This window comes from Pseudomonas agarici (assembly GCF_900109755.1).
GTDB lineage: Bacteria > Pseudomonadota > Gammaproteobacteria > Pseudomonadales > Pseudomonadaceae > Aquipseudomonas > Aquipseudomonas agarici.
Genome location: NZ_FOAR01000009.1, coordinates 168,617 through 187,262 on the forward strand (window position 1 = coordinate 168,617; position 18,646 = coordinate 187,262).

At 60.2% G+C, this 18,646-nt stretch carries 20 protein-coding genes; 9 read left to right on the plus strand and 11 right to left on the minus strand.

The genetic code is table 11. The annotated features are described in order from the left end of the window. Window positions 1-302 precede the first annotated feature (302 nt). The 6 genes from BMX68_RS11040 (at window position 303) to BMX68_RS11065 (ending at window position 7,007) form a co-directional block, all read left to right on the plus strand. Complete coding sequence (locus BMX68_RS11040) at window positions 303-1,370, plus strand: DUF2333 family protein (protein ID WP_017130184.1); 1,068 nt, start codon at window positions 303-305, stop codon at window positions 1,368-1,370. A 3-nt stretch (window positions 1,371-1,373) separates the two neighbouring features. Further along, complete coding sequence (locus BMX68_RS11045; protein WP_017130183.1) at window positions 1,374-1,931, plus strand: NUDIX hydrolase; 558 nt, start codon at window positions 1,374-1,376, stop codon at window positions 1,929-1,931. A 175-nt stretch (window positions 1,932-2,106) separates the two neighbouring features. Further along, window positions 2,107-2,478, plus strand: coding sequence for a translation initiation factor Sui1 (locus BMX68_RS11050; protein ID WP_017130182.1), 372 nt, complete (start codon window positions 2,107-2,109; stop codon window positions 2,476-2,478). 224 nt (window positions 2,479-2,702) lie between these two features. Next, window positions 2,703-4,616: an arginine decarboxylase gene (speA, locus tag BMX68_RS11055; RefSeq protein ID WP_017130181.1), complete on the plus strand. Its 1,914-nt coding sequence runs from the start codon at window positions 2,703-2,705 to the stop codon at window positions 4,614-4,616. Window positions 4,617-4,875: 259 nt separating this feature from the next. Then, complete coding sequence (locus tag BMX68_RS11060; protein ID WP_017130180.1) at window positions 4,876-6,213, plus strand: contractile injection system protein, VgrG/Pvc8 family; 1,338 nt, start codon at window positions 4,876-4,878, stop codon at window positions 6,211-6,213. Between the two features lie 17 nt (window positions 6,214-6,230). After that, window positions 6,231-7,007, plus strand: a complete 777-nt coding sequence (locus BMX68_RS11065; RefSeq protein WP_017130179.1) for a DUF4123 domain-containing protein — start codon at window positions 6,231-6,233, stop codon at window positions 7,005-7,007. A 57-nt stretch (window positions 7,008-7,064) separates the two neighbouring features. On the opposite strand, the gene BMX68_RS11070 is transcribed toward BMX68_RS11065, so the two are convergent. The 9 genes from BMX68_RS11070 to ssp4 all read right to left on the minus strand — a co-directional run bounded on the left by BMX68_RS11070 (window position 7,065) and on the right by ssp4 (window position 13,259). After that, complete coding sequence (locus tag BMX68_RS11070) at window positions 7,065-8,414, minus strand: MATE family efflux transporter (RefSeq protein ID WP_017130178.1); 1,350 nt, start codon at window positions 8,412-8,414, stop codon at window positions 7,065-7,067. Window positions 8,415-8,471: 57 nt separating this feature from the next. Further along, entirely contained in the window at window positions 8,472-8,765 is a 294-nt protein-coding gene (locus tag BMX68_RS11075; protein ID WP_017130177.1) for a hypothetical protein, read from the minus strand. A gap of 205 nt (window positions 8,766-8,970) precedes the next feature. After that, the gene (locus BMX68_RS11080; protein ID WP_017130176.1) at window positions 8,971-9,534 is read right to left on the minus strand and encodes a DUF4136 domain-containing protein; all 564 of its coding nucleotides are present in this window, start codon (window positions 9,532-9,534) and stop codon (window positions 8,971-8,973) included. A gap of 20 nt (window positions 9,535-9,554) precedes the next feature. Then, a complete protein-coding gene (locus BMX68_RS11085) occupies window positions 9,555-10,163 on the minus strand; it encodes a DUF4136 domain-containing protein (RefSeq protein ID WP_017130175.1) in 609 nt (202 codons plus the stop codon). Window positions 10,164-10,176: 13 nt separating this feature from the next. Further along, on the minus strand, window positions 10,177-10,926 hold the full coding sequence (locus BMX68_RS11090; RefSeq protein WP_074862157.1) for a methyltransferase domain-containing protein: 750 nt from the start codon (window positions 10,924-10,926) through the stop codon (window positions 10,177-10,179). Continuing rightward, window positions 10,923-11,228, minus strand: a complete 306-nt coding sequence (locus tag BMX68_RS11095) for a MazG-like family protein (RefSeq protein ID WP_017130173.1) — start codon at window positions 11,226-11,228, stop codon at window positions 10,923-10,925. Before BMX68_RS11095 ends, BMX68_RS11090 begins: the two co-directional genes overlap by 4 nt. A gap of 132 nt (window positions 11,229-11,360) precedes the next feature. Beyond that, entirely contained in the window at window positions 11,361-11,837 is a 477-nt protein-coding gene (locus tag BMX68_RS11100) for a hypothetical protein (RefSeq protein ID WP_074862160.1), read from the minus strand. A 44-nt stretch (window positions 11,838-11,881) separates the two neighbouring features. Next, window positions 11,882-12,307, minus strand: coding sequence for a hypothetical protein (locus tag BMX68_RS25435; RefSeq protein WP_143063275.1), 426 nt, complete (start codon window positions 12,305-12,307; stop codon window positions 11,882-11,884). A gap of 31 nt (window positions 12,308-12,338) precedes the next feature. After that, window positions 12,339-13,259, minus strand: coding sequence for an Ssp4 family T6SS effector (gene ssp4, locus BMX68_RS11110; RefSeq protein ID WP_074862165.1), 921 nt, complete (start codon window positions 13,257-13,259; stop codon window positions 12,339-12,341). Between the two features lie 190 nt (window positions 13,260-13,449). On the opposite strand from ssp4, the gene BMX68_RS11115 reads away from it, so the two are divergent. After that, entirely contained in the window at window positions 13,450-13,938 is a 489-nt protein-coding gene (locus BMX68_RS11115) for an Hcp family type VI secretion system effector (RefSeq protein ID WP_074862168.1), read from the plus strand. Window positions 13,939-14,077: 139 nt separating this feature from the next. Here the strand turns inward: BMX68_RS11115 and BMX68_RS11120 are convergent, their stop codons facing one another. Then, window positions 14,078-14,932: a MaoC family dehydratase gene (locus tag BMX68_RS11120; RefSeq protein WP_017130258.1), complete on the minus strand. Its 855-nt coding sequence runs from the start codon at window positions 14,930-14,932 to the stop codon at window positions 14,078-14,080. Between the two features lie 2 nt (window positions 14,933-14,934). Continuing rightward, window positions 14,935-16,287 (minus strand): 3-oxoacyl-ACP reductase, encoded by a 1,353-nt coding sequence (locus BMX68_RS11125; protein ID WP_017130257.1) that lies wholly within the window; start codon window positions 16,285-16,287, stop codon window positions 14,935-14,937. Window positions 16,288-16,407: 120 nt separating this feature from the next. Between BMX68_RS11125 and BMX68_RS11130 the strand changes: the two genes are divergently transcribed. Both BMX68_RS11130 and BMX68_RS11135 read left to right on the plus strand, forming a co-directional pair. Beyond that, window positions 16,408-17,685 carry an acetyl-CoA C-acetyltransferase gene (locus BMX68_RS11130; protein WP_017130256.1) on the plus strand — a complete coding sequence of 426 codons (1,278 nt, stop codon included), beginning with the start codon at window positions 16,408-16,410 and terminating at the stop codon, window positions 17,683-17,685. 155 nt (window positions 17,686-17,840) lie between these two features. Beyond that, complete coding sequence (locus tag BMX68_RS11135; RefSeq protein ID WP_017130255.1) at window positions 17,841-18,629, plus strand: AraC family transcriptional regulator; 789 nt, start codon at window positions 17,841-17,843, stop codon at window positions 18,627-18,629. The last annotated feature ends 17 nt before the right edge of the window (window positions 18,630-18,646 follow it).

Sequence of the window (18,646 nt, forward strand, 5' to 3'; positions counted from 1 at the left end):
GGAGTAAATGGTGTCTTTATGCTATCACCTCTTTCTGTCAATACACTTGTCAGGTACTAATTTATCCGATTCATTAGGTGACCGGTCGGTCTGCTCGCAGGCCTTGTGTGGTGGGCGTTATCCATTGGACGGTGCTTGTGTGAAGCGTCCTAGGATGGCTTGATTTATAGTTGCCTGATGGATGACAACGCTGCGGCGTCCGGTTTTATTTGCCCCGGTTGATTTAAGCCGAAGCAGGCAAGGCACGATGACGTAGGGTTGTGGTCGAACCGATGAACTCAAGTGATTGAAAGGATAGAGCCATGCTGGACTGGAAAAAAAGCGCGGGCAGCGCGCCGGATCGTGCTGCCGAACCCGAGTCGGCGACCCGTGGCTACTTCGGCAGCCTGCTGTTGAGTCGCGCCCTGGCGACTTTGCTCGGCTTGTACCTGTTGGTGACGATCCTGCTCGGTTGGTACTGGAGCCAGGAGCCAGCGCTGTTTCCCGTGCAGCAGAACGCCCAGCTCGCCGCCGAGCAGGAAGGGCGCAAGATGGTCGTGGGGTTTACCACGGTCGCTACCCTCAAGACCGTTGTCGGTACGCTGTTGAGCAAGCCGGGCGGGTATCTCTCCAACGACCGCTTTCCACCCGGTCTATGGCTGGACAATATCCCCAGTTGGGAATACGGCGTGCTGGTTCAGGTTCGTGACCTGACCCGTGCCCTGCGCAAGGACTTCGCCCGTTCGCAGTCGCAGTCGGCCGAAGATGCCGACCTGGCTAAGGCGGAGCCGCGTTTCAACTTCGACAACAAAAGCTGGATGCTGCCGTCCAGTGAGTCGGAATACCAGGAAGGCATTAAATCCCTGACTCGCTACCAGGCCCGCCTGTCCGATCCGAACCAAAACAATGCGCTGTTCTACGCCCGTGCCGACAACCTGAACAATTGGCTTGGCGATGTCGCCACGCGTCTGGGTTCGTTGTCCCAGCGCCTGTCGGCCAGCGTCGGACGGGTCAAGCTCAATACCGCGCTGAAAACCGAAAGTGTGATTCCCGGCCAGGCACCGCAGGTCGATGAAGAGGTGGTCGAGACGCCGTGGTTGCAGATCGACAACGTGTTCTACGAGGCCCGCGGCCAGGCTTGGGCGTTGTCGCACCTGTTGCGGGCCATTGAGGTGGACTTCGCCGATGTGTTGGCGAAGAAGAATGCCACGGTCAGCGTGCGGCAGATCATCCGTGAGCTGGAGGCTTCGCAGGAACCGGTCTGGAGCCCGATGATCCTCAATGGCGGCGGCTTCGGTATCCTCGCCAACCACTCGTTGGTCATGGCCAATTACATTTCGCGAGCCAACGCTGCGGTGATCGACTTGCGCCAACTGCTCAACCAGGGTTGATCGATGAATGTCTCGCCGAAGGAGGCTGCCCATCGTCTCGCCTCCGATGCCGAACAGATCGCCTGGGTCGATGGCGAGGACCAGTTGCTGGGCGCTGTCGGTCGGGCCGAGCTGCGTGAACGTGGGCTGATCGGTCGCGGCACCTATATCCTGTTGTTCAATTCGGCCGGCGAGTTGTGCGTGCATCGCCGTACTTTGAGCAAGGCCATCTACCCCGGTTATTGGGATGTGGCGGCAGGCGGCATGGTCCTGGCTGACGAGAGCTACGCCGAGTCGGCGGCCCGCGAGCTGGAGGAGGAGTTGGGGGTGGGGGGTGTGGCGCTGACTGCCCATGAGCATTTTTTCTTCGACCAGCCAGGCAACCGGCTCTGGTGCGCGGTGTTCAGTGCTGTCTGGGATGGGCCGCTGTACGTGCAGCCGGAAGAGGTGCTGGAGGCGCGTTTTATCCCGGTCGATGCTGTCCTGCGCGAAACCGGGGAAAAGCCTTATTGCCCGGACTCTCTGGCGGCGCTGAAGCGCTATTTGCGGGCGCAGGGAGCGCAGGTCGCGAAACCTTTATGAAATGGCGCCGATTGGCTCTTGGGTCACCGGCTTTTTGCCGTTACACTGCGCGACTTTTCAAGCTCAAGCGGCCTGGCCGATTGAGTTGCGCTGCCCCTGCCTGAGTGGGGCTTCGCGGTCGCAGGCGCCTGCCCAGGCGTGGCGACCAGTCTTTATCCTCCCAAGAGGATTGCCGGTGGCCAAAAAAGCCGCATCCTTCGCCGCCCTCGGCGGCCTGGTGTTCTCCACCGACGCAGGTCGACATTGCCCGGACTGTCGTCAGCCGGTGGCCGCCTGTATCTGCAAGCAAACCCAGATCCCCGCCGGTGATGGCATTGCCCGTGTGCGTCGCGAAAGCAAGGGTCGTGGCGGCAAGACGGTGACCACCATTACCGGTGTGCCGCTGGCCGAAGACGCCCTCGGGGAACTGACAACCGCGTTGAAGAAACGCTGTGGTACCGGTGGCGCCTTGAAGGACGGCGTCATCGAGATCCAGGGCGATCACGTCGAGTTGCTGTTGACAGAATTGGGCAAACACGGTTTCAAGGCGAAGAAGTCCGGCGGCTAGCAGCCTCTGTGAAAACCACCGTGGAGTTGACCTGGCGGCCCGAATGAGCATGGCCCTGCGGCAGTCCCCATGGTTTTCACAGAGCCTGTTCCCGAACTGTCTCTAAACTCCAATCTGGATCCGGGGTCTTACCTGGATGCAGACGAATCGTCATTTTCATTCTTTAGACTGCGCGCAGCCTGGATCCAGGTGGCGCTATTTGACTTCATTTATAGGGGACTTCGATGTCCGTACGACGTACACGCAAAGACGATGGCAGCCAGTGGACAGTTGCGGATAGCCGCAGTGTTTATGGGATTCGTCATTGGGGGGCCGGGTATTTCGCGATCAATGACGCCGGTCGCGTCGAAGTTCGTCCGAACGGTCCGAGCAGTTCGCCTATCGACCTCTTCGAGCAGGTCGAGGAGTTACGCAAGAGCGGTTTGTCCCTGCCACTACTGGTGCGTTTCCCAGATATCCTGCAAGACCGTGTGCGGCGGTTGACCGGCGCGTTCGACGCGAACATCGAACGCCTGGAATACCAAAGCAAGTACACCGCGTTGTACCCGATCAAGGTCAATCAACAGGAAGCGGTGATCGAGAACATCATCGCCACCCAGAACGTCTCCATCGGCCTGGAAGCCGGTTCCAAGCCGGAACTGCTGGCGGTGCTGGCGCTGGCGCCAAAGGGCGGCACTATCGTCTGCAACGGCTACAAGGACCGGGAGTTCATTCGTCTGGCCTTGATGGGTCAGAAGCTCGGTCACAACGTCTTTATTGTGATCGAGAAAGAGTCCGAAGTGGAGCTGGTGATCGAGGAAGCGGCGTCGCTCAAGGTCAAGCCCCAGGTCGGTTTGCGGGTACGTCTTTCCTCCTTGGCCTCGAGCAAGTGGGCCGACACCGGTGGTGAGAAATCCAAGTTCGGCCTGTCGGCGGCGCAACTGCTGTCGGTGGTCGAGCGTTTTCGAGCGGCGGGGTTGGACCAGGGCATTCGTCTGCTGCACTTCCATATGGGTTCGCAGATCGCCAATCTGGCGGACTACCAGTACGGTTTCAAGGAAGCGATCCGCTATTACGGCGAACTGCGCAACCTCGGCCTGCCGGTGGACCATATCGATGTGGGTGGCGGCCTGGGTGTCGACTACGATGGCACTCACTCGCGCAATGCCAGCTCGATCAACTACGACATGGATGACTATGCTGGCGTCGTGGTCGGCATGCTCAAGGAGTTTTGCGATGCGCAGAACCTGCCGCACCCGAACATTTTTTCGGAAAGCGGCCGCTCGCTGACCGCTCACCACGCCGTGCTGGTGGTGCAGGTGACGGATGTCGAGAAGCACAACGACGATGTGCCGCATATCGAGAACCCCGAGAGCCTGCCGGAAACCGTGCAATGGCTGGTGGAGCTGCTGGGGCCTACCGATATCGAGATGGTCACCGAAACCTATTGGCGCGCCACGCACTACATGAGCGACGTAGCCACTCAGTACGCCGACGGCAAGTTGACCCTGGCCGAGAAAGCCTTGGCCGAGCAATGCTACTTCGCGGTTTGCCGGCGCCTGCACAACTCGCTGAAGGCCCGCCAGCGTTCGCATCGCCAGGTGCTCGACGAACTCAATGACAAGCTGGCCGACAAGTACATCTGCAACTTCTCGGTGTTCCAGAGCCTGCCCGATACCTGGGCCATTGGCCAGGTGCTGCCGATCCTGCCGTTGCATCGTCTGAACGAGGAGCCGCTGCGCCGCGCCGTGCTGCAAGACCTGACCTGCGACTCCGACGGCAAGATCAAGCAGTACGTCGACGAGCAGAGCATCGAGACCAGTCTGCCAGTGCATGCGCTGAACGAGGGCGAGGACTACCTGTTGGGGATCTTCCTGGTGGGCGCCTACCAGGAAATTCTCGGTGATATGCATAACCTGTTCGGTGACACCGACTCGGTGAACATCTACCAGAAGGAGGATGGCAGGGTGTACCACGCCGGTATCGAAACCCACGACACCATCGAGGACATGCTGCGTTATGTGCATCTGTCGCCGGAAGAGTTGATGACGCACTACCGCGACAAAGTTGCCAGCGCCAATATCAGTGTGAAAGAGCGGACCCAGTACCTCGACGCATTGCGTTTGGGTCTGACCCGCTCTTCCTACCTGTCTTCTTGAGGTAAGGCCGAGAGTTCCTGGGAAGAAGCCCTTTTAATATAGGTTTTTTTCCTTTAGTCATGTAGGCGGCGTCTGATTGTCGAAAAACCCACCCTTAGCGGTGGGTTTTTTGTTGGCTGAAGGCAAAGTGATGGCTTCCTCGGTTCCGCGTTTTGTGTAGGTCGTTTCCCTAACGTCTCTTCAGCCCTCTACTCGATCTTGTCTGTCGGCGAGAATCTCAAGTCGGTTCCATCCAGTCGGTCCATGTAGAGGAAAACCCATGTTCGATCCAGTCACCGAGTCGTTCTTTTGTCTGGATGTTGCCGGCTTGTCTCATTCGCTGCCTGTCACCTCGTTTCGCGGTCACGAGGCCGTCAGTGAGCTGTTCTCTTTCGAGCTGGATGTGTTGAACGAGGAAGCCGGACCGGACCTGAGTGGATTGATGTATCGCAGTTGTTTCCTGGTTCTGGGGGCGGACGGACAGGGCATCCACGCACAGATACAGGGCGTCAACCTGCGATGTGGCGGCCTGGCGCACGACCATTACCGCTTGCATCTGGGACCTCGTATGGGGTGTCTGGCACAGCGCTGGCGACGACGACTGTTCCAGCAGCGATCGGTGCCTGCCATTATTGCCCAGGTGCTCGGGGAGCACGGTCTGGGTGAAGATGACTTTCGCTTTGCGCTGAAGGGCCGCTGCACGTTGCGTCCGTATTGCGTGCAGTTCGAAGAGTCCGATCTGCAGTTCATCCTGCGATTGTGTGCCGAAGAAGGGATTCACTTTCACTTTCAGCATGCCAGGGACAATCATCGGCTGGTGTTCGCCGACAGCCTGGAGGCCCTGCGGCACGTTCACGCAGCACGCTTCTGTCCGGAGGACGGCGTGGGCGTCCGGGACTTTTGCGTCAATCTGTCGGGGCATTCCCGTCGACGCGCTGGACGTCCCCAGGACTGGGCGCAAGGTGAAAGTGATCTGCCGGGGCTGCACTGTGCCAGCTTGATGCCGTTGTCGGGCCATCCATGTGCGCCGTGGAACCGTCTGTGGTTGCTCACCGCCCTTGAGCATCGTGGCGACAGCAATCCCATGGACCCGCAGTCGATGATTTACTGCAATACCTTTCGCGCCACCTCCTGGGAAGTGGCCTTGCGTATTCCGATCCGGTACCCGAAGCCGCTGCTGTCCGGCCTGTTTCGCGCCTGGGTGGTTGCGGCGGATAAACACGGGGCCAGATCCGACGCGCCAGGGAAGGTGGCGGTGCGGTTGCTGGCGTTCTATCAGGGCGAGTGGGCCAGCGAGAGTGATTGTTGGCTGCCGCTCGCCGAGTCGACAGCAGGTGAGCGGCAGGTATCGGCGGCGGAGCTTGAGCCAGGTACCGCGATATGGGTACGTTTCCTGGGGGGCGATCCGGATCAGCCGCGGATCGTTGGCCGCTGCGATGCCTGGCGTTCGACCTCAATGCCTCGGATTGTGCCGGGGCGCCCTGGCGGGGTGGCATTCGAGCGGCTGCGAGAGGGGCATCCGCTGGTGCCTTTATGCCAAGTCGCGCCCGCGAGTGAGCGGTCCGCTGTCCGTGATTGCCCGGGGGCCGCCGCGGATGGCCGGGGCGGTGTCCCATGAGGGACGCTGATTGCACGATGCCCAGTACGCTGTGGCTGCTCCTGGACATTCCCAGCTCTGCGGGGCTGGTCGCGGTGTTGCAGGAACGCTACGCGAACTACGAGAGTCACTTGTTGTTCGAAGGCACGCCACTGCATGGCGTGCGTGACTGGGGGCCGCGACTGGTGAGGCTGGCCCCGGACTGCCCATTGGCGAAGCTGAGCCAGGCTTGGCCTCGCCAATGGGCCGGGCTTTTTCTGCTCAGCCGGGCTCCTGTGGCGGCTTTGCTGGCGCATCTGCGGCAGATGCTGCTGGTGCGCTTCGACGCGGATCGCGAAGGGGTGATCAGTTACTACAATCCGCAGACGGCCAGTTACTTCTTCGATGGTGTGGATGCCCGCGAACTGAGTCGTTGGCTCGGGCCGATCATCCTGCTCTACTGGCACGGTGGCACCTGGGCCGACAAGGCCGTTGGCAGTCTCGGTTGGCTACAACTGATCAATCCATGCCTGGAGGGGCCCGCCCTGAGCCACCGCAGGGGGCTTAGTGCCATGCAACAACGGCGATTACGAGCCTGCCTGCTGGAGCGCCATGCCTATCAGTGGAGCTGTGCCAGCGGCCATGATTACGACCGGACCTGGGGTCATCTGCAGGAAGGGATTGCCCAAGGCTTTCGCGACAGCGAGACCCTCGATGACTGGCTGGGTTTGCGCGCGCAGTATCCGGCGGCATCGGTTCCGTCTGGCTTGCAGGGCGACACGCCGAGCGAGCGCCTGGCAAACCTGCGTGTGACCTGGAGTCGAACGCATGGCTGATGGCCCGCGAGTGAGTGACGTCGACTCAGGCGCCGGTAGCGTTGGTGATACTCGGCTTCAATGACTCGGATTGTCGAACCAGCGGTCCTGTTTGCACAGCTTTAGGGCACAACCGACCAGGGTCAGGCCGCGTAGCAACATGAACAGCAGGAAACTTATCCACAGGCCATGATTGCCGTAGCCGCTCAAGGCCCAGGCAAAGGGCAGGCTGAGCAGCACGCTGAACAGCATGGCATCGCGCATTTCCCGGGCGCGGGTGGCGCCAATGAACAAGCCGTCGAGCAGGTAGCTCCAGACTGCGATCAAGGGCAGCGCCGCCAGGTAGGGCAGGTAGCCGAAAGCGGTTTCGCGCACGCTGGTAATATCGGTCTGCAAGGCAATGAACAGGTGGCCGCCGAGCAGGAACAGCAGGGCAAAGGCGAGGCTGGCTAACAACGACCAGCCAGCGGCAACGACCAGCGAGCGGCGCAGGGTTTGCCGCTCGCGGGCGCCGATGGCATGGCCGCACAGGGCTTCTACCGCATGGGCCAGGCCATCGAGAGCATGCGCCGTCAGCAACAGGCCGTTGAGTAGCAGGGCATTGGCCGCGACCGTGGCGTCGCCGAGCCGGGTGCCTTGCACCGTAATCAGGAAAAACACCGATTGCAGGGCCATGCTGCGGATGAAAATATCACGGTTCACCGCCAGCAACGGTCGCCAATTGGCCCATAGCGCCAGCGCGGCCCAGGCGATCTTACCGGGATAGGCGCGCAGGGCTTTGCCGGTCAGCGCCAGGCCGAGCAGGGCGCCGGTCCATTCGGCGATGACCGAGGCGCGGGCCGTGCCGACTACGCCCCAGTCAAGGCCGAGTACGAACCACAGGTTCAGCGCGATATTGATCAGGTTGGTGGTCAACAGGATTGCCAGCGGCGCCCGGGCGTTCTGAGTGCCGAGGAACCAGCCGACCAGGGCATAGCAGGCCAGGGCGGCCGGCAGCCCGAACAGCCGGGTGTGGAAGAAATCCAGGGTCAATTGATGCAGTTCGCTGGAGGGCTGCATGACCCTCAGGGCGAGGTCGCTGAAGGGCAGGGCGATTGCCCCGAGCAATGCCGCCAGCAGCAGACTCAGCAGCAGTCCCTGCAAGAGGATCTGCCGCAGCGCCGTGCCATCGCCGCGACCGGCGGCCTGTGCGGCGAATCCGGTGGAGCCCATGCGCAGGAAACCCATGGCCCAGGCGAGGAAAATATACAGGCTGGCACCTACCGCCACGGCGCCCAGTTGATGGGCGTGCGGCAGGTGGCCGATCACACTGCTGTCGACCAGGGCCACCAGGGGAACGGAAATATTCGATAGGATCATCGGCGCCGCGAGTGCCCAGACCCGGCGATGGGTTGGGCGGTCGCGCCAGTCAGCGATCAGCGTGGACATGCGGGCTCCTCGAAAGAGCGCGCATTGTAGCGCTGGTCTTGGCGGCTGCGGTGAGTGTCAGTGAATGATCCAGCTCAACAGCCACAACCCGAGCATCAGCCAGATAATGCCGAAAATGATCGAGGCCCGCATGAAGGCGCGGACCGCCGAGTAGAGGAACATCAGACCGATGATCAGGATCAGGATGCTGATCAGCGAGGTCTCCATGCCCAAGGCCCGTGCCAGGCCGTCGACGAAATTGCCGCCGGCGTGAGTCAGCAAATTGAACAGCCCGCTCAACCCGTCGACGATAAAACGAATCGCCGATCCCAATATCTGTCCCAGCCACTCGAAAAAATTCTCTACTTGCATATGTGTATCCTGATGAGGGCTTGGCAACGGGCTTCAGCGTTGGGCCATGCAGCGAGCCACGCGGTTCCCGCGGTAGGGTGGACAGCAGTTGTGACAGTCTGCAAGCCCTACAGGTCACGGGTGACACGCTGATCGATTCAACAAACCAACGGGCGCCTTAGATAAATCAAGGTCTGCGAGGCCTGCCCAGACACCAGGAGAACCACTACCTGGGCGGATAGTTGGCCAGCACCTGAGCCACCGTCTTGTTGATGGCGGCGCGGCGCTCGGCTGGGGTCGGCGTTTCATTGACCACCTGTTCGGCACTGCCGCGCCAGACCAACTTGCCATCTTGGCCATCGAGCAGGTCGATCTGAATTGTCGCCACCTGATAGTCGACATCACGGACTTCGCTATACCCCGGCGTGCCCCAGAGACCGCCACCTCGCCATGGGCCGCCCCAGCCGCCGCCGTAGTAAGTGCTGACCTGCTGCCGGCGATTGTCGACGATCAGGTAGGCCTGCACCCTGACATCGGCCTTGGCGCCTACCGGTGCCGGGCGCAAGCCGCGCTGGTCGAGCTGTTCAGCGACCGCCTGGCGAACACGCTGTTCGGTCAGGTCGCTCTTGATCCGTGGATCGTCGGGTCGATACTGCAGAGCGGGTTCTTTCCAGCTCCAACTGCGGTAAGCCGCGAAGTCGCGACTGGCGTCGAAGTCGTGGTTGACCTGAGTGCTTTGGCAGGCACTGAGCAGCGCCGCGAAAGCCACTAAAGCGAAACGGCGGAACATGATTTTTCTCCGGTTGCCAATTAGCTGGGTGGATAGGCGGCGAGGGCTTTGTGCACCGCCGCGCGTAAGGCGTCCGCGCGTTCGAGCTGATTGCCCTGGCTGGCGGTTTCGGCGCTGGCGCTCCAGATAGGCTGAGCGGTCGCGGCATCGAACAGGCTGATGCGGGCCACCAGCACCTGGACCTCATAGGTGCGCACGATCGGCACGCTGTTATACATACCGTAGCGGTTGCGGTAAGGACCACCCCCGTAGGCGCCGGCATAGCCGTAGTCTTCCTGGACCTGGCGCAGGCGTTTTTCCATATGCACCTCGGCGCTGACCCGCAGGTCCGCTAGTGTGCCCTCGCGACGGGGCCGTAGACCTTGTTCGTCGAGGGCGTTGCCGACCATCTCGGCCAGTTGCGCCGGGTCGGCCCAGGGGGTGCCGGCAGGCAGCCGGTCATTGAGCCAGGCCCAGGTACGGTAGCGGCCATAGTCACGGGCGGGTGCCGGGTAGGCACTCAGGTCCAGGGTTGCGGCGGCCTGCGCTGGTGCCGGCGGGATCGGCCGCGAGTCAGCGATATAAGGGTTCGGACTCGAACAGGCGAGTAAACCAAGGCACAGTGTCAACACGATAAAACAGCGATTCATTGCATCCTCCGCGTTACACCGGACGGCAAATCCAGTGCAGGTAACGCCCTAGCCCGGCAAAACTGGGGTGGCGACGATGGGCCAACTCCATTTCCAGCAGATCGGCCAGTTCGGTGCGGGCCTGAAATTCGACCGGCATATAGTCATGGAAAACCCGCACGCCACTCTGGGTTTCGACTGTCCATTGACCTTCAAGTTGCGCTGCCAGCTCTCGTGGATCAAGCGGTTGTTGTGGAGTCAGGCTGTGCTTTTCGCCGGCCATGTCGTTCTGGCGCATCTTGCGGAAATGGCCCTTGAGCAAATTGCGATAGATCAGCGCATCGCGGTTGTAGAAGGCCAGGGACAATTGGCCGTCCGGGCGCGTCAGTTGGTGCAGTACCGGCAGGATCGCATGGGGTTCGGCCAGCCACTCCAGCACCGCATGGCATAGCACCAGATCGTAGGGTTCGGTCAGTTGCCCGAGCAGATTCTGCCACGGCGCCTGGATAAAGGTCGCCGTCTGTCCCGCCTCGGCGAAGCGCTGGCGCGCGCCTTCGAGCATCGGCTCGGCGGGTTCGGCCAGGGTCAACCGATGACCGCGCTCGGCCAGCCACAACGACATATGGCCCAGCCCAGCGCCGATATCCAGCACCCGCAACGGTCGATCCGGCAGGGCTTCGATAAGATCGGCCTGAAGTACCGCGAGACGAATCGCGCCCTTGGCGCCACCGTAGATTTTTTCCGCGAAGCGGGTGGCCAATTGATCGAAATGGCGGTCGCTCATTGGCCGAACCGCCGTTCACTGTCGGCCAGCTTGGCCCGCACCACTGCGTTCATGTCCAGCCCCAGCTCGCTGCACAGCAACAGCAGGTAGAGGATAATGTCCCCGACCTCCTGCCCGGCATGGGCCAGCTCTTGCGCGGGCAACTGGCGCGACTGATCCTCCGTCAGCCACTGGAAGATCTCCACCAGCTCGGCCATTTCCACGCTGGCGGCCATTGCCAGGTTTTTCGGGCTGTGGAATGGTTTCCAGTCGTTGCGATCGCGGATACCGTGCAGGCGTTGGGTCAGTTCGTCGAGGTTCATGCGCAGTGTTCTCCTTCAAGACGGCTAGCTTCCGGCGGATGGGCACGGGAAGCAAGGCCTTGGCGCAGGGATAACATCAGGAGCAGATAAAATATTCGTCAGGACGGCTGGGCGTGCGATGTTTGGCGGCAATCAGCGGCGGCGCCGACGCTTTTTGTAACGCTGCTGAATTTCTTCTCGTAGCTGGCGAACCGTCACAAGGACCCTGCGCATTTCGCGATGACGTTGGCTATTGAGGGCTAGTAGGCTCAAAAGTGGAAGAATGATTCCTGTTATATAGACGATAAAATGAGGCGTATTACCTGTGAGTGAAAGTATCAAACATAGGCAAAGCACATTCAATGCAACAACACCCCACATCGCCCCTGGACGGCCAAGCAGCACCAGGTAATTGAACATCGTTAGTATTGTTGATACAAGGATAGCTACAATTATCGTATATGTGGCGCGCTTGGGGTAATCTTTAAAATAAGTGCTTGCCATCAGAGAGATAGTGCATGATGCTGAGAAGGAGCTTGAAAAAAATGCACACAAAAAAATAGGAAAATAGCGCGCCTTAAACGCCTTGAATTTTTTGCGCTCCAAATCATAAAAATCTATAATTTTCATAAAGTACTCCCGTTGCGACGGACTTTATACTTGCAGAGTAAGCATCAGCGGCGGCGCCGACGCCCTTTGTAATGCTGCTGAAGTTCTTCTCGTAGCTGACGAACCGTCACAAGGAACTTGCGCATTTCGCGGTGGCGTTGGCTATTAAGAACTAGTAGGCTCAAAAGTGGAAGAATAATCCCTGTTATATAGGCGATAAAATGAGGCGTATTGCCTGTGAGTGAGAGTATCAAACATAGGCAAAGCACATTGAATGCAACAACACCCCATATCGCCCCTGGACGGCCAAGCAGCACCAGATAATTGAACATCGTTAGTGTTGTTGATACAAAGATAACTACAATTGTCATGTATTTGGTGTGTCCGGGATAACCTTTAAAGTAAGCGCTTGTCATCAGAAGGATAGTGCATGCTAACGAGAAGCAACTTAAAAAAATTGCACACAAAAAAATAGGAAAGTAGCGCGCCATAAACAACGCCTTGAACTTTTTTAGTTTGAAATCAAAAAGAATTATACTCCTCATAAAGTACCCCCATTGCAATGGTGTTTATGTTTCCAGAGTAAGCGCTACCTGCCAGGCTTATGGAAGCGCCAAGAGCATCTTGTATCTGCGTAAGCGTCACATGCTGAATTTGGTCACTGGTATAGCGTTTTGGAAGTTTTCCAAGATGTTGTTCAAGTTTCAGTTGCTTTGCAGTCAGACTGGGATGCCGAATGGGCAATAATTCGCGGGTCAATGATTTTTGCTGTTGCCGTGAAAGCCCTTTCGAAAGGTCATACCAACTTCTACCAGTTGCAACTTTTCGAGCGTGCAATAACTTGAAAGTTGCAGTTGCCGAGGTGCCTGCGCCAAACAACGAAACAGCATCCAGAACGGGCATCATGTATCGATACCAGTCCTCTCGATCCATCTCATCGTTCAAAACAGGATCTGTGACTTCGTTATGGACCCTGACCATGCCCACGGCACACTGCGCGAAACTCGCTACCGCAACACCTAGCCCAATTTTCGAGACGATTAAGCTCGCTCCTCCGCTGAACGGAACAAGTACAGTTCCACTCAGTACAACAACCCATCCCAAGATGGCGCTAGTACAAGCCAAGCCCGCGCTCACCGCCTCTGCAACCAGTCGTGATTCCCGTGGCTGCGTCTCCAGCGCCCGCGCAAACTCCAACGGCGCCATGTACCTGGGCACCTCACGCAATATCACCTTTTTCGGCACAATGCTGCAAATCACCTGGAACTCGCGCAACGTTACTACCGTGAAATCGCTTTCGATATACACCACGCCAGCGCCCGCTATCGCCGGGTCCGCATCGATAGCGCGAAATAGGCGTGGCAGATCGACCTTGCCCTCTACGCGCTGCCGAGCGTTGCTGTGCGCCCCGGGAACACCGCTTTTCAATAGTTCGGAAATCATCCCATCATTCCCTGACCTGTTATGACGGTCTGGGAGCATAAGCAGTCCAATCAGCGGAAAATGTAGGACTTGCGAGTTAATGAGGTGGGCACATTCCCTTTCGCTGTTCCGCGCCTTGATCCAGACAGCCCCCTGCGAAGACAGTACCTGCCAACGCCAGTTCGGCGTGGATCAACGACACGGAGTGTGTATGGCAACCGATATGTTTTTGAAGCTGGGCGATATCAAAGGTGAGTCCAAAGACCAGCAACACCGGGACGAGATCGAAATCCAATCGATTCAATGGGGCATGAACCAGTCCGGCTCCATGCACACGGGCAGCGGTGGCGGTTCCGGCAAGGTCAGTATCAACAACTTGTCCTTCAGTAAATCCATGGACAAGTCATCCCCCAATCTGATGGCGGCGTGCTCCAGTGGCAAGCACTTTCCCGAAGCGACGCTCACCGTGCGCAAGGCCGGCGGCACCAGCCCGGTGGAATACCTGGTGATTACCCTCAAAGAAGTGATGGTGGCGTCCTATGGAACCCATGGTAATCAGGGTGAGGATATTTTGCATGAGGATATAGCGCTGAACTTCGCCAAGGTCGAAGTCAGCTACCAGGCGCAGAAAGCCGATGGTGGCAAGGATGGTGGGGTCATCAAGTATGGCTGGAATATTCGTGAGAACGTGAAGATCTGACCGTCGTTGACAACGCTGCTGCCGATGGATGTTAGGATCAAACCCTTAACGTTGCTCCCGTCATCATCAATAATGTTCTAGTGGCCTGTACGGTGAATAGAACTAACCCCACAGGCCACTAGTTCCGATGGATGGTCTGTCAGGCAATGGGTTGCCAAATACCGCTCAGATGTTCCAACCTCTCGGCGCCGGATAATTTGAACGCGCCGTTCGAGCCTGGCGCACTGGCCCACAAGTCGACTTCGCTGGGTAGGCGCACCGGTTTGCGGAAGGTCACGTCGATTTCGATATTCGCCGCCGGCAGGTGATTGCCCAGGGCCGCCAGCGTGCGTGCTTTGTTCCACAGGCCATGGGCGATGGCCTGGGGGAAACCGAACAGCCGGGCACTGAGGGCGCTCAGGTGGATCGGGTTGTAGTCGCCGGAGACCCTGGCGTATTGGCGGCCGATATCGGCGGGGCATTGCCAGCGGGTCAGTTGCGCCAGCTCTCCAGGTTGCCACTCGGTTTGCTCGGGCGGTTCGCCCGCCAGCTCGACCCCTCGGCAGAGCATGCGACTTTCGGCTTCCCACAACGGCCCCAGTGCGTCGTCGATCTGGGTCAGCAGGTCGAACGTCGCGCCCTTGGCGTGGGGCTGCAGGTTGCGCACCTGGACGCCGACCCGCAGGCTGGTGACGCCACCCAGTGGGCGCAGGATGCGGATACGGTTGTTCAGGTGGACCAGACCCATCAGGGGGAACGGAAAGCCCTTGGCGGTGAGCAGTTGCAACTGCAGGGGAAACGCCAGCACATGGGGGTAGGTTGCGGGCATCAGGCCGGTATCGGCAAAACCACACACCTTGCGGTAGGCCGCCAGGCGCTTAGTGTCGACAGTGACCCAGCAGCACAGGCCCTCGGCGGGCAACTGCGTGCCGGTGATCTTGCGCCGCCGTGCGGCGCGGATATACAACCCCGGCAACGCGGGGGCAATGGTCAGGTACTGCCAATTCACTTGCATGTTCAGGCCCCCAATACACTTTGTCCGCAGACCCTCAAGGCCTGACCGCTAAGCGCTCCCGAACCCGGTTGGGCCAGCCAGGCCACCGCCTCGGCGACATCCTGAGGCAAGCCGCCCTGGCCCAGAGAGCTCATGCGTCGTCCGGCTTCGCGCAAGAGGAAGGGGATATGCGCGGTCATCTGGGTCTCGATAAACCCAGGGGCCACGGCGTTGATACTGATACCGCGCTCGCGCAATAGCGGCGCCCAAGCCTGAGCGAGGCCGATCAGCCCGGCCTTGCTCGCGGCATAGTTGGTCTGGCCGCGATTGCCGGCGATGCCACTGATGGAGGCCAGCAGGATCACCCGGCCATCATCGTGTAGGGTACCGCTGTCGAGCAGGGCGCGGGTCAGCACCTGTGGGGCATTGAGGTTGACGGCCAGCACCGCATCCCAGAACTCCGGTGTCATGTTCGCCAGGGTCTTGTCGCGGGTGATACCGGCGTTGTGGACGAGAATATCGAGGCCATGGGGCAGTTGTTCGACCAGTTGCGCAGCGGCGTCTTCGACACAGATATCCAGGGCAATGCCGTGCGCGCCGAGCCGGGCGGCGAGGGCTTCGAGATCGGCCTGGGCAGACGGCACATCCAGCAGGATGAGCTCGGCACCGTCGCGCGCCAGGGTCTCGGCAATCGCCGCGCCGATGCCTCGCGCCGCGCCGGTGACTAGCGCCCGGCGCCCGGCCAGGGGCCGGCTCCAGTCCTGGACCTGGCTGGCGCAGGCCGAGAGGTGCAGCACCTGGCCGCTGACGTAGGCACTTTTCGGCGAAAGAAAGAAGCGCAGTGCGCCTTCGAGCTGATCTTCGGCATCCTCGTCGATCCGCAACACCTGTAGGGTGGCGCCGTGGCGTAACTCTTTGGCCAGCGAACGGCCGAAGCCTTCCAGGGCGCGTTGCGCACTGGCGGCGAAAGGATCGCGCAGGCTACTCGGAGCGCGGCCAAGTATCACCCCATGAGCGCAGGACTCCAGGTTTCTGAGCAACGGCTGGAAGAATTCACGCAACTGCTTGAGCTGCTCGGTCTGCACAATAGCGCTGGCGTCGAATACCAGGGCCTTGAGTTTCGGTCCGTGGCCGGGAATCCAGGCGGTACATCCCGGCACCTCGCTGTCGTAGCTGTAGACGGCATCGGTCAGCTTCAGGGCAAATGCGCCGACTTTTGCTGCCAGCGGTCCGCCGCCCAGCAGCAAGGCGCCTTCGATCGGCCGTAGGCGTCCGGCCTGCCAGCGTTCCAGGCGTGTCGGTGTCGGCAGGCCGAGGGCACCTACCAGACGTTGACCGATTGTCGAGTTGGCGAAGTCGATATAACGGTCAGACATGGAACGCTCTCCGGCAGCAGGGGTTCAAAGGTTGACCGCAAAGGATCGATAGTGGTTCGTTTTGCAGGAAAAGACCTACGCTTTTAACGGCAATGTCACTCAAATAATAGGGAGTTTTTTATGAATACGTTGCGCCGTGTTGCCATTATCGGGGGCAATCGCCTCCCGTTTGCCCGCTCCAATGGCCCTTATGCCACCGCGAGCAACCAAGCGATGTTGACGGCGGCGCTGGAGGGCCTGATCGAACGTTTCAACCTGCATGGCCTGCGGCTTGGGGAAGTGGTCGCGGGGGCGGTGCTCAAGCATTCGCGGGATTTCAACCTGACCCGCGAATGCGTGCTGGGCTCGCGGCTATCGCCGCAGACCCCGGCCTATGACATCCAGCAGGCCTGCGGCACCGGGTTGGAAGCCACACTGTTGGTGGCGAACAAGATTGCCCTGGGACAGATCGAGTGCGGTATTGCCGGTGGCGTCGATACCACGTCCGACGCCCCGATCGGCGTCAGTGAAGGGCTTCGACAGATTTTGTTGCAAATCAATCGCAGCAAAAGCATGGGCGAGAAGTTCAAGACGCTGCTGCAATTGCGCCCGCATCACCTGAAACCGCAACTACCGCGCAACGGCGAGCCACGTACCGGGCTGTCCATGGGGCAGCATTGCGAGTTGATGGCCAAGACTTGGAACATCCCCCGTGGCGAGCAGGATCAACTGGCCCTGGAAAGCCACCAGAAGATGGCGGCCGCCTACGCCGAGGGCTGGTACGACGACCTACTTACGCCATTTCTCGGTTTGACCCGTGACAACAACCTGCGTGCGGACCTGACCCTGGAGAAGCTCGCCGCGCTCAAGCCGGTGTTCGAACGTAGCGCCAAGGGCACGCTGACGGCGGGCAACTCCACCCCGCTGACCGACGGTGCCTCACTGGTGCTTTTGGGCAGTGAGCAATGGGCTCGGGAGCGGGGGCTGCCGATTCTGGCCTATCTGCGCGATGGCGAAGCCGCGGCGGTTGATTTCGTCAAGGGCGCTGAAGGCTTGCTCATGGCGCCGGCCTATGCGGTGCCGCGTTTGCTGGCGCGCAACAAGCTGACGCTGCAAGACTTCGACTACTACGAGATCCACGAAGCCTTCGCCGCCCAGGTCCTGTGTACTCTGAAGGCCTGGGAAGACCCGCAGTACTGCGAGACTCGCCTGGGGCTCGACGCGCCGTTGGGCTCGATCGAGCGCGCTAAGCTCAACGTCAAGGGCGGCTCCCTGGCGGCCGGGCACCCGTTTGCCGCGACGGGTGGGCGGATCGTCGCGAGCCTGGCGAAATTGCTCGACACGGCGGGGCAGGGGCGTGGGTTGATTTCGATCTGTGCCGCTGGCGGTCAGGGGGTGACGGCGATTATCGAGCGTTGATCGCGCATCGAGGCGATCTGATCGCAGGATCGCCACTCCCTTCGCGGGGGCCAACTCTGACCAGGACCGCACACAGGTTTCCCCAGGCATTGTCAGACCGACGGTCTTGGCCTAAGGTCGCAGCCGCCAGCCATCTTGCGACACAAGGTTGATCTATGCCGATTAACGGACAACGTGGGCTCGAAAGACAGATTCCCGTGCTGTCGACCCTGCCGCGCCCGCTTTACGCCCGCTCCGAGAGCCTCAATGCTGGCTCCTGGACGCCGCGGCATCGCCATGATTGGGTGCAGTTTTCCTATGCCATCAGCGGTGTGCTCGGGGTACATACCTGCGAAGGCAGTTTCTTTGCCCCGCCGCAGTGGGGCGTGTGGATTCCCGCCGGTCTGGAGCACGAGGTGGTAACTTCGATGCAGGCGCAAATGCGCAGCCTGTATGTGCGGCGCGAAGATTGCTCGTGGGCGGCGCAGCGCTGCCGGGTGCTGGAGGTGACACCGCTGGCGCGGGAGCTGATCAAGAGCTTCTGCCTGCTGCCGGCGGATTACCCACAGGAGGGCAGTGCGCAGTCGCGGTTGGTCCAGGTGTTGCTGGACCAGTTGGCGAGTCTGCCGGAGGTCGGTTTTTCGCTGCCGTTGCCACGTCATCCTCGCCTACTGGAATTGTGTAACCACTTAATCGAAAGCCCGGAGCAGGGCGTGACCCTGAGCGAATGGGCGGTGCGCCTGGGTATGTCCGAGAAAACCCTGATGCGGCTGTTCCAGCGCGAGACCGGACTGAGCTTTCGCGGCTGGCGCCAACGTATGCGCCTGCTGTCGTCGCTCAATGCTCTGGAGAAAGGCGACAGCGTGACCCATGCGGCGCTGTCCTGCGGCTATGACTCCACCTCAGCGTATATCGCGGCTTTCAAGGGCCTGTTCGGTTATACACCGGGAGAGTTGTTCCGCTAGGCGCGGGTTTCGAAGCG

What these genes read in the sequence shown, in the direction of transcription:
- BMX68_RS11075 (WP_017130177.1), bottom strand. Translation starts at nt 8,765, where the DNA reads ATGCAAGTAGAGAATTTTTTCGAGTGGCTGGGACAGATATTGGGATCG.
- BMX68_RS11045 (WP_017130183.1), top strand. Translation starts at nt 1,374, where the DNA reads ATGAATGTCTCGCCGAAGGAGGCTGCCCATCGTCTCGCCTCCGATGCC.
- BMX68_RS11095 (WP_017130173.1), bottom strand. Translation starts at nt 11,228, where the DNA reads ATGAACCTCGACGAACTGACCCAACGCCTGCACGGTATCCGCGATCGC.
- speA (WP_017130181.1), top strand. Translation starts at nt 2,703, where the DNA reads ATGTCCGTACGACGTACACGCAAAGACGATGGCAGCCAGTGGACAGTT.
- BMX68_RS11060 (WP_017130180.1), top strand. Translation starts at nt 4,876, where the DNA reads ATGTTCGATCCAGTCACCGAGTCGTTCTTTTGTCTGGATGTTGCCGGC.
- BMX68_RS11070 (WP_017130178.1), bottom strand. Translation starts at nt 8,414, where the DNA reads ATGTCCACGCTGATCGCTGACTGGCGCGACCGCCCAACCCATCGCCGG.
- ssp4 (WP_074862165.1), bottom strand. Translation starts at nt 13,259, where the DNA reads ATGATTTCCGAACTATTGAAAAGCGGTGTTCCCGGGGCGCACAGCAAC.
- BMX68_RS11130 (WP_017130256.1), top strand. Translation starts at nt 16,408, where the DNA reads ATGAATACGTTGCGCCGTGTTGCCATTATCGGGGGCAATCGCCTCCCG.
- BMX68_RS11135 (WP_017130255.1), top strand. Translation starts at nt 17,841, where the DNA reads ATGCCGATTAACGGACAACGTGGGCTCGAAAGACAGATTCCCGTGCTG.
- BMX68_RS11065 (WP_017130179.1), top strand. Translation starts at nt 6,231, where the DNA reads ATGCCCAGTACGCTGTGGCTGCTCCTGGACATTCCCAGCTCTGCGGGG.
- BMX68_RS11080 (WP_017130176.1), bottom strand. Translation starts at nt 9,534, where the DNA reads ATGTTCCGCCGTTTCGCTTTAGTGGCTTTCGCGGCGCTGCTCAGTGCC.
- BMX68_RS11040 (WP_017130184.1), top strand. Translation starts at nt 303, where the DNA reads ATGCTGGACTGGAAAAAAAGCGCGGGCAGCGCGCCGGATCGTGCTGCC.
- BMX68_RS11120 (WP_017130258.1), bottom strand. Translation starts at nt 14,932, where the DNA reads ATGCAAGTGAATTGGCAGTACCTGACCATTGCCCCCGCGTTGCCGGGG.
- BMX68_RS11125 (WP_017130257.1), bottom strand. Translation starts at nt 16,287, where the DNA reads ATGTCTGACCGTTATATCGACTTCGCCAACTCGACAATCGGTCAACGT.
- BMX68_RS11100 (WP_074862160.1), bottom strand. Translation starts at nt 11,837, where the DNA reads ATGAAAATTATAGATTTTTATGATTTGGAGCGCAAAAAATTCAAGGCG.
- BMX68_RS11090 (WP_074862157.1), bottom strand. Translation starts at nt 10,926, where the DNA reads ATGAGCGACCGCCATTTCGATCAATTGGCCACCCGCTTCGCGGAAAAA.
- BMX68_RS11085 (WP_017130175.1), bottom strand. Translation starts at nt 10,163, where the DNA reads ATGAATCGCTGTTTTATCGTGTTGACACTGTGCCTTGGTTTACTCGCC.
- BMX68_RS11115 (WP_074862168.1), top strand. Translation starts at nt 13,450, where the DNA reads ATGGCAACCGATATGTTTTTGAAGCTGGGCGATATCAAAGGTGAGTCC.
- BMX68_RS25435 (WP_143063275.1), bottom strand. Translation starts at nt 12,307, where the DNA reads ATGGCGCGCTACTTTCCTATTTTTTTGTGTGCAATTTTTTTAAGTTGC.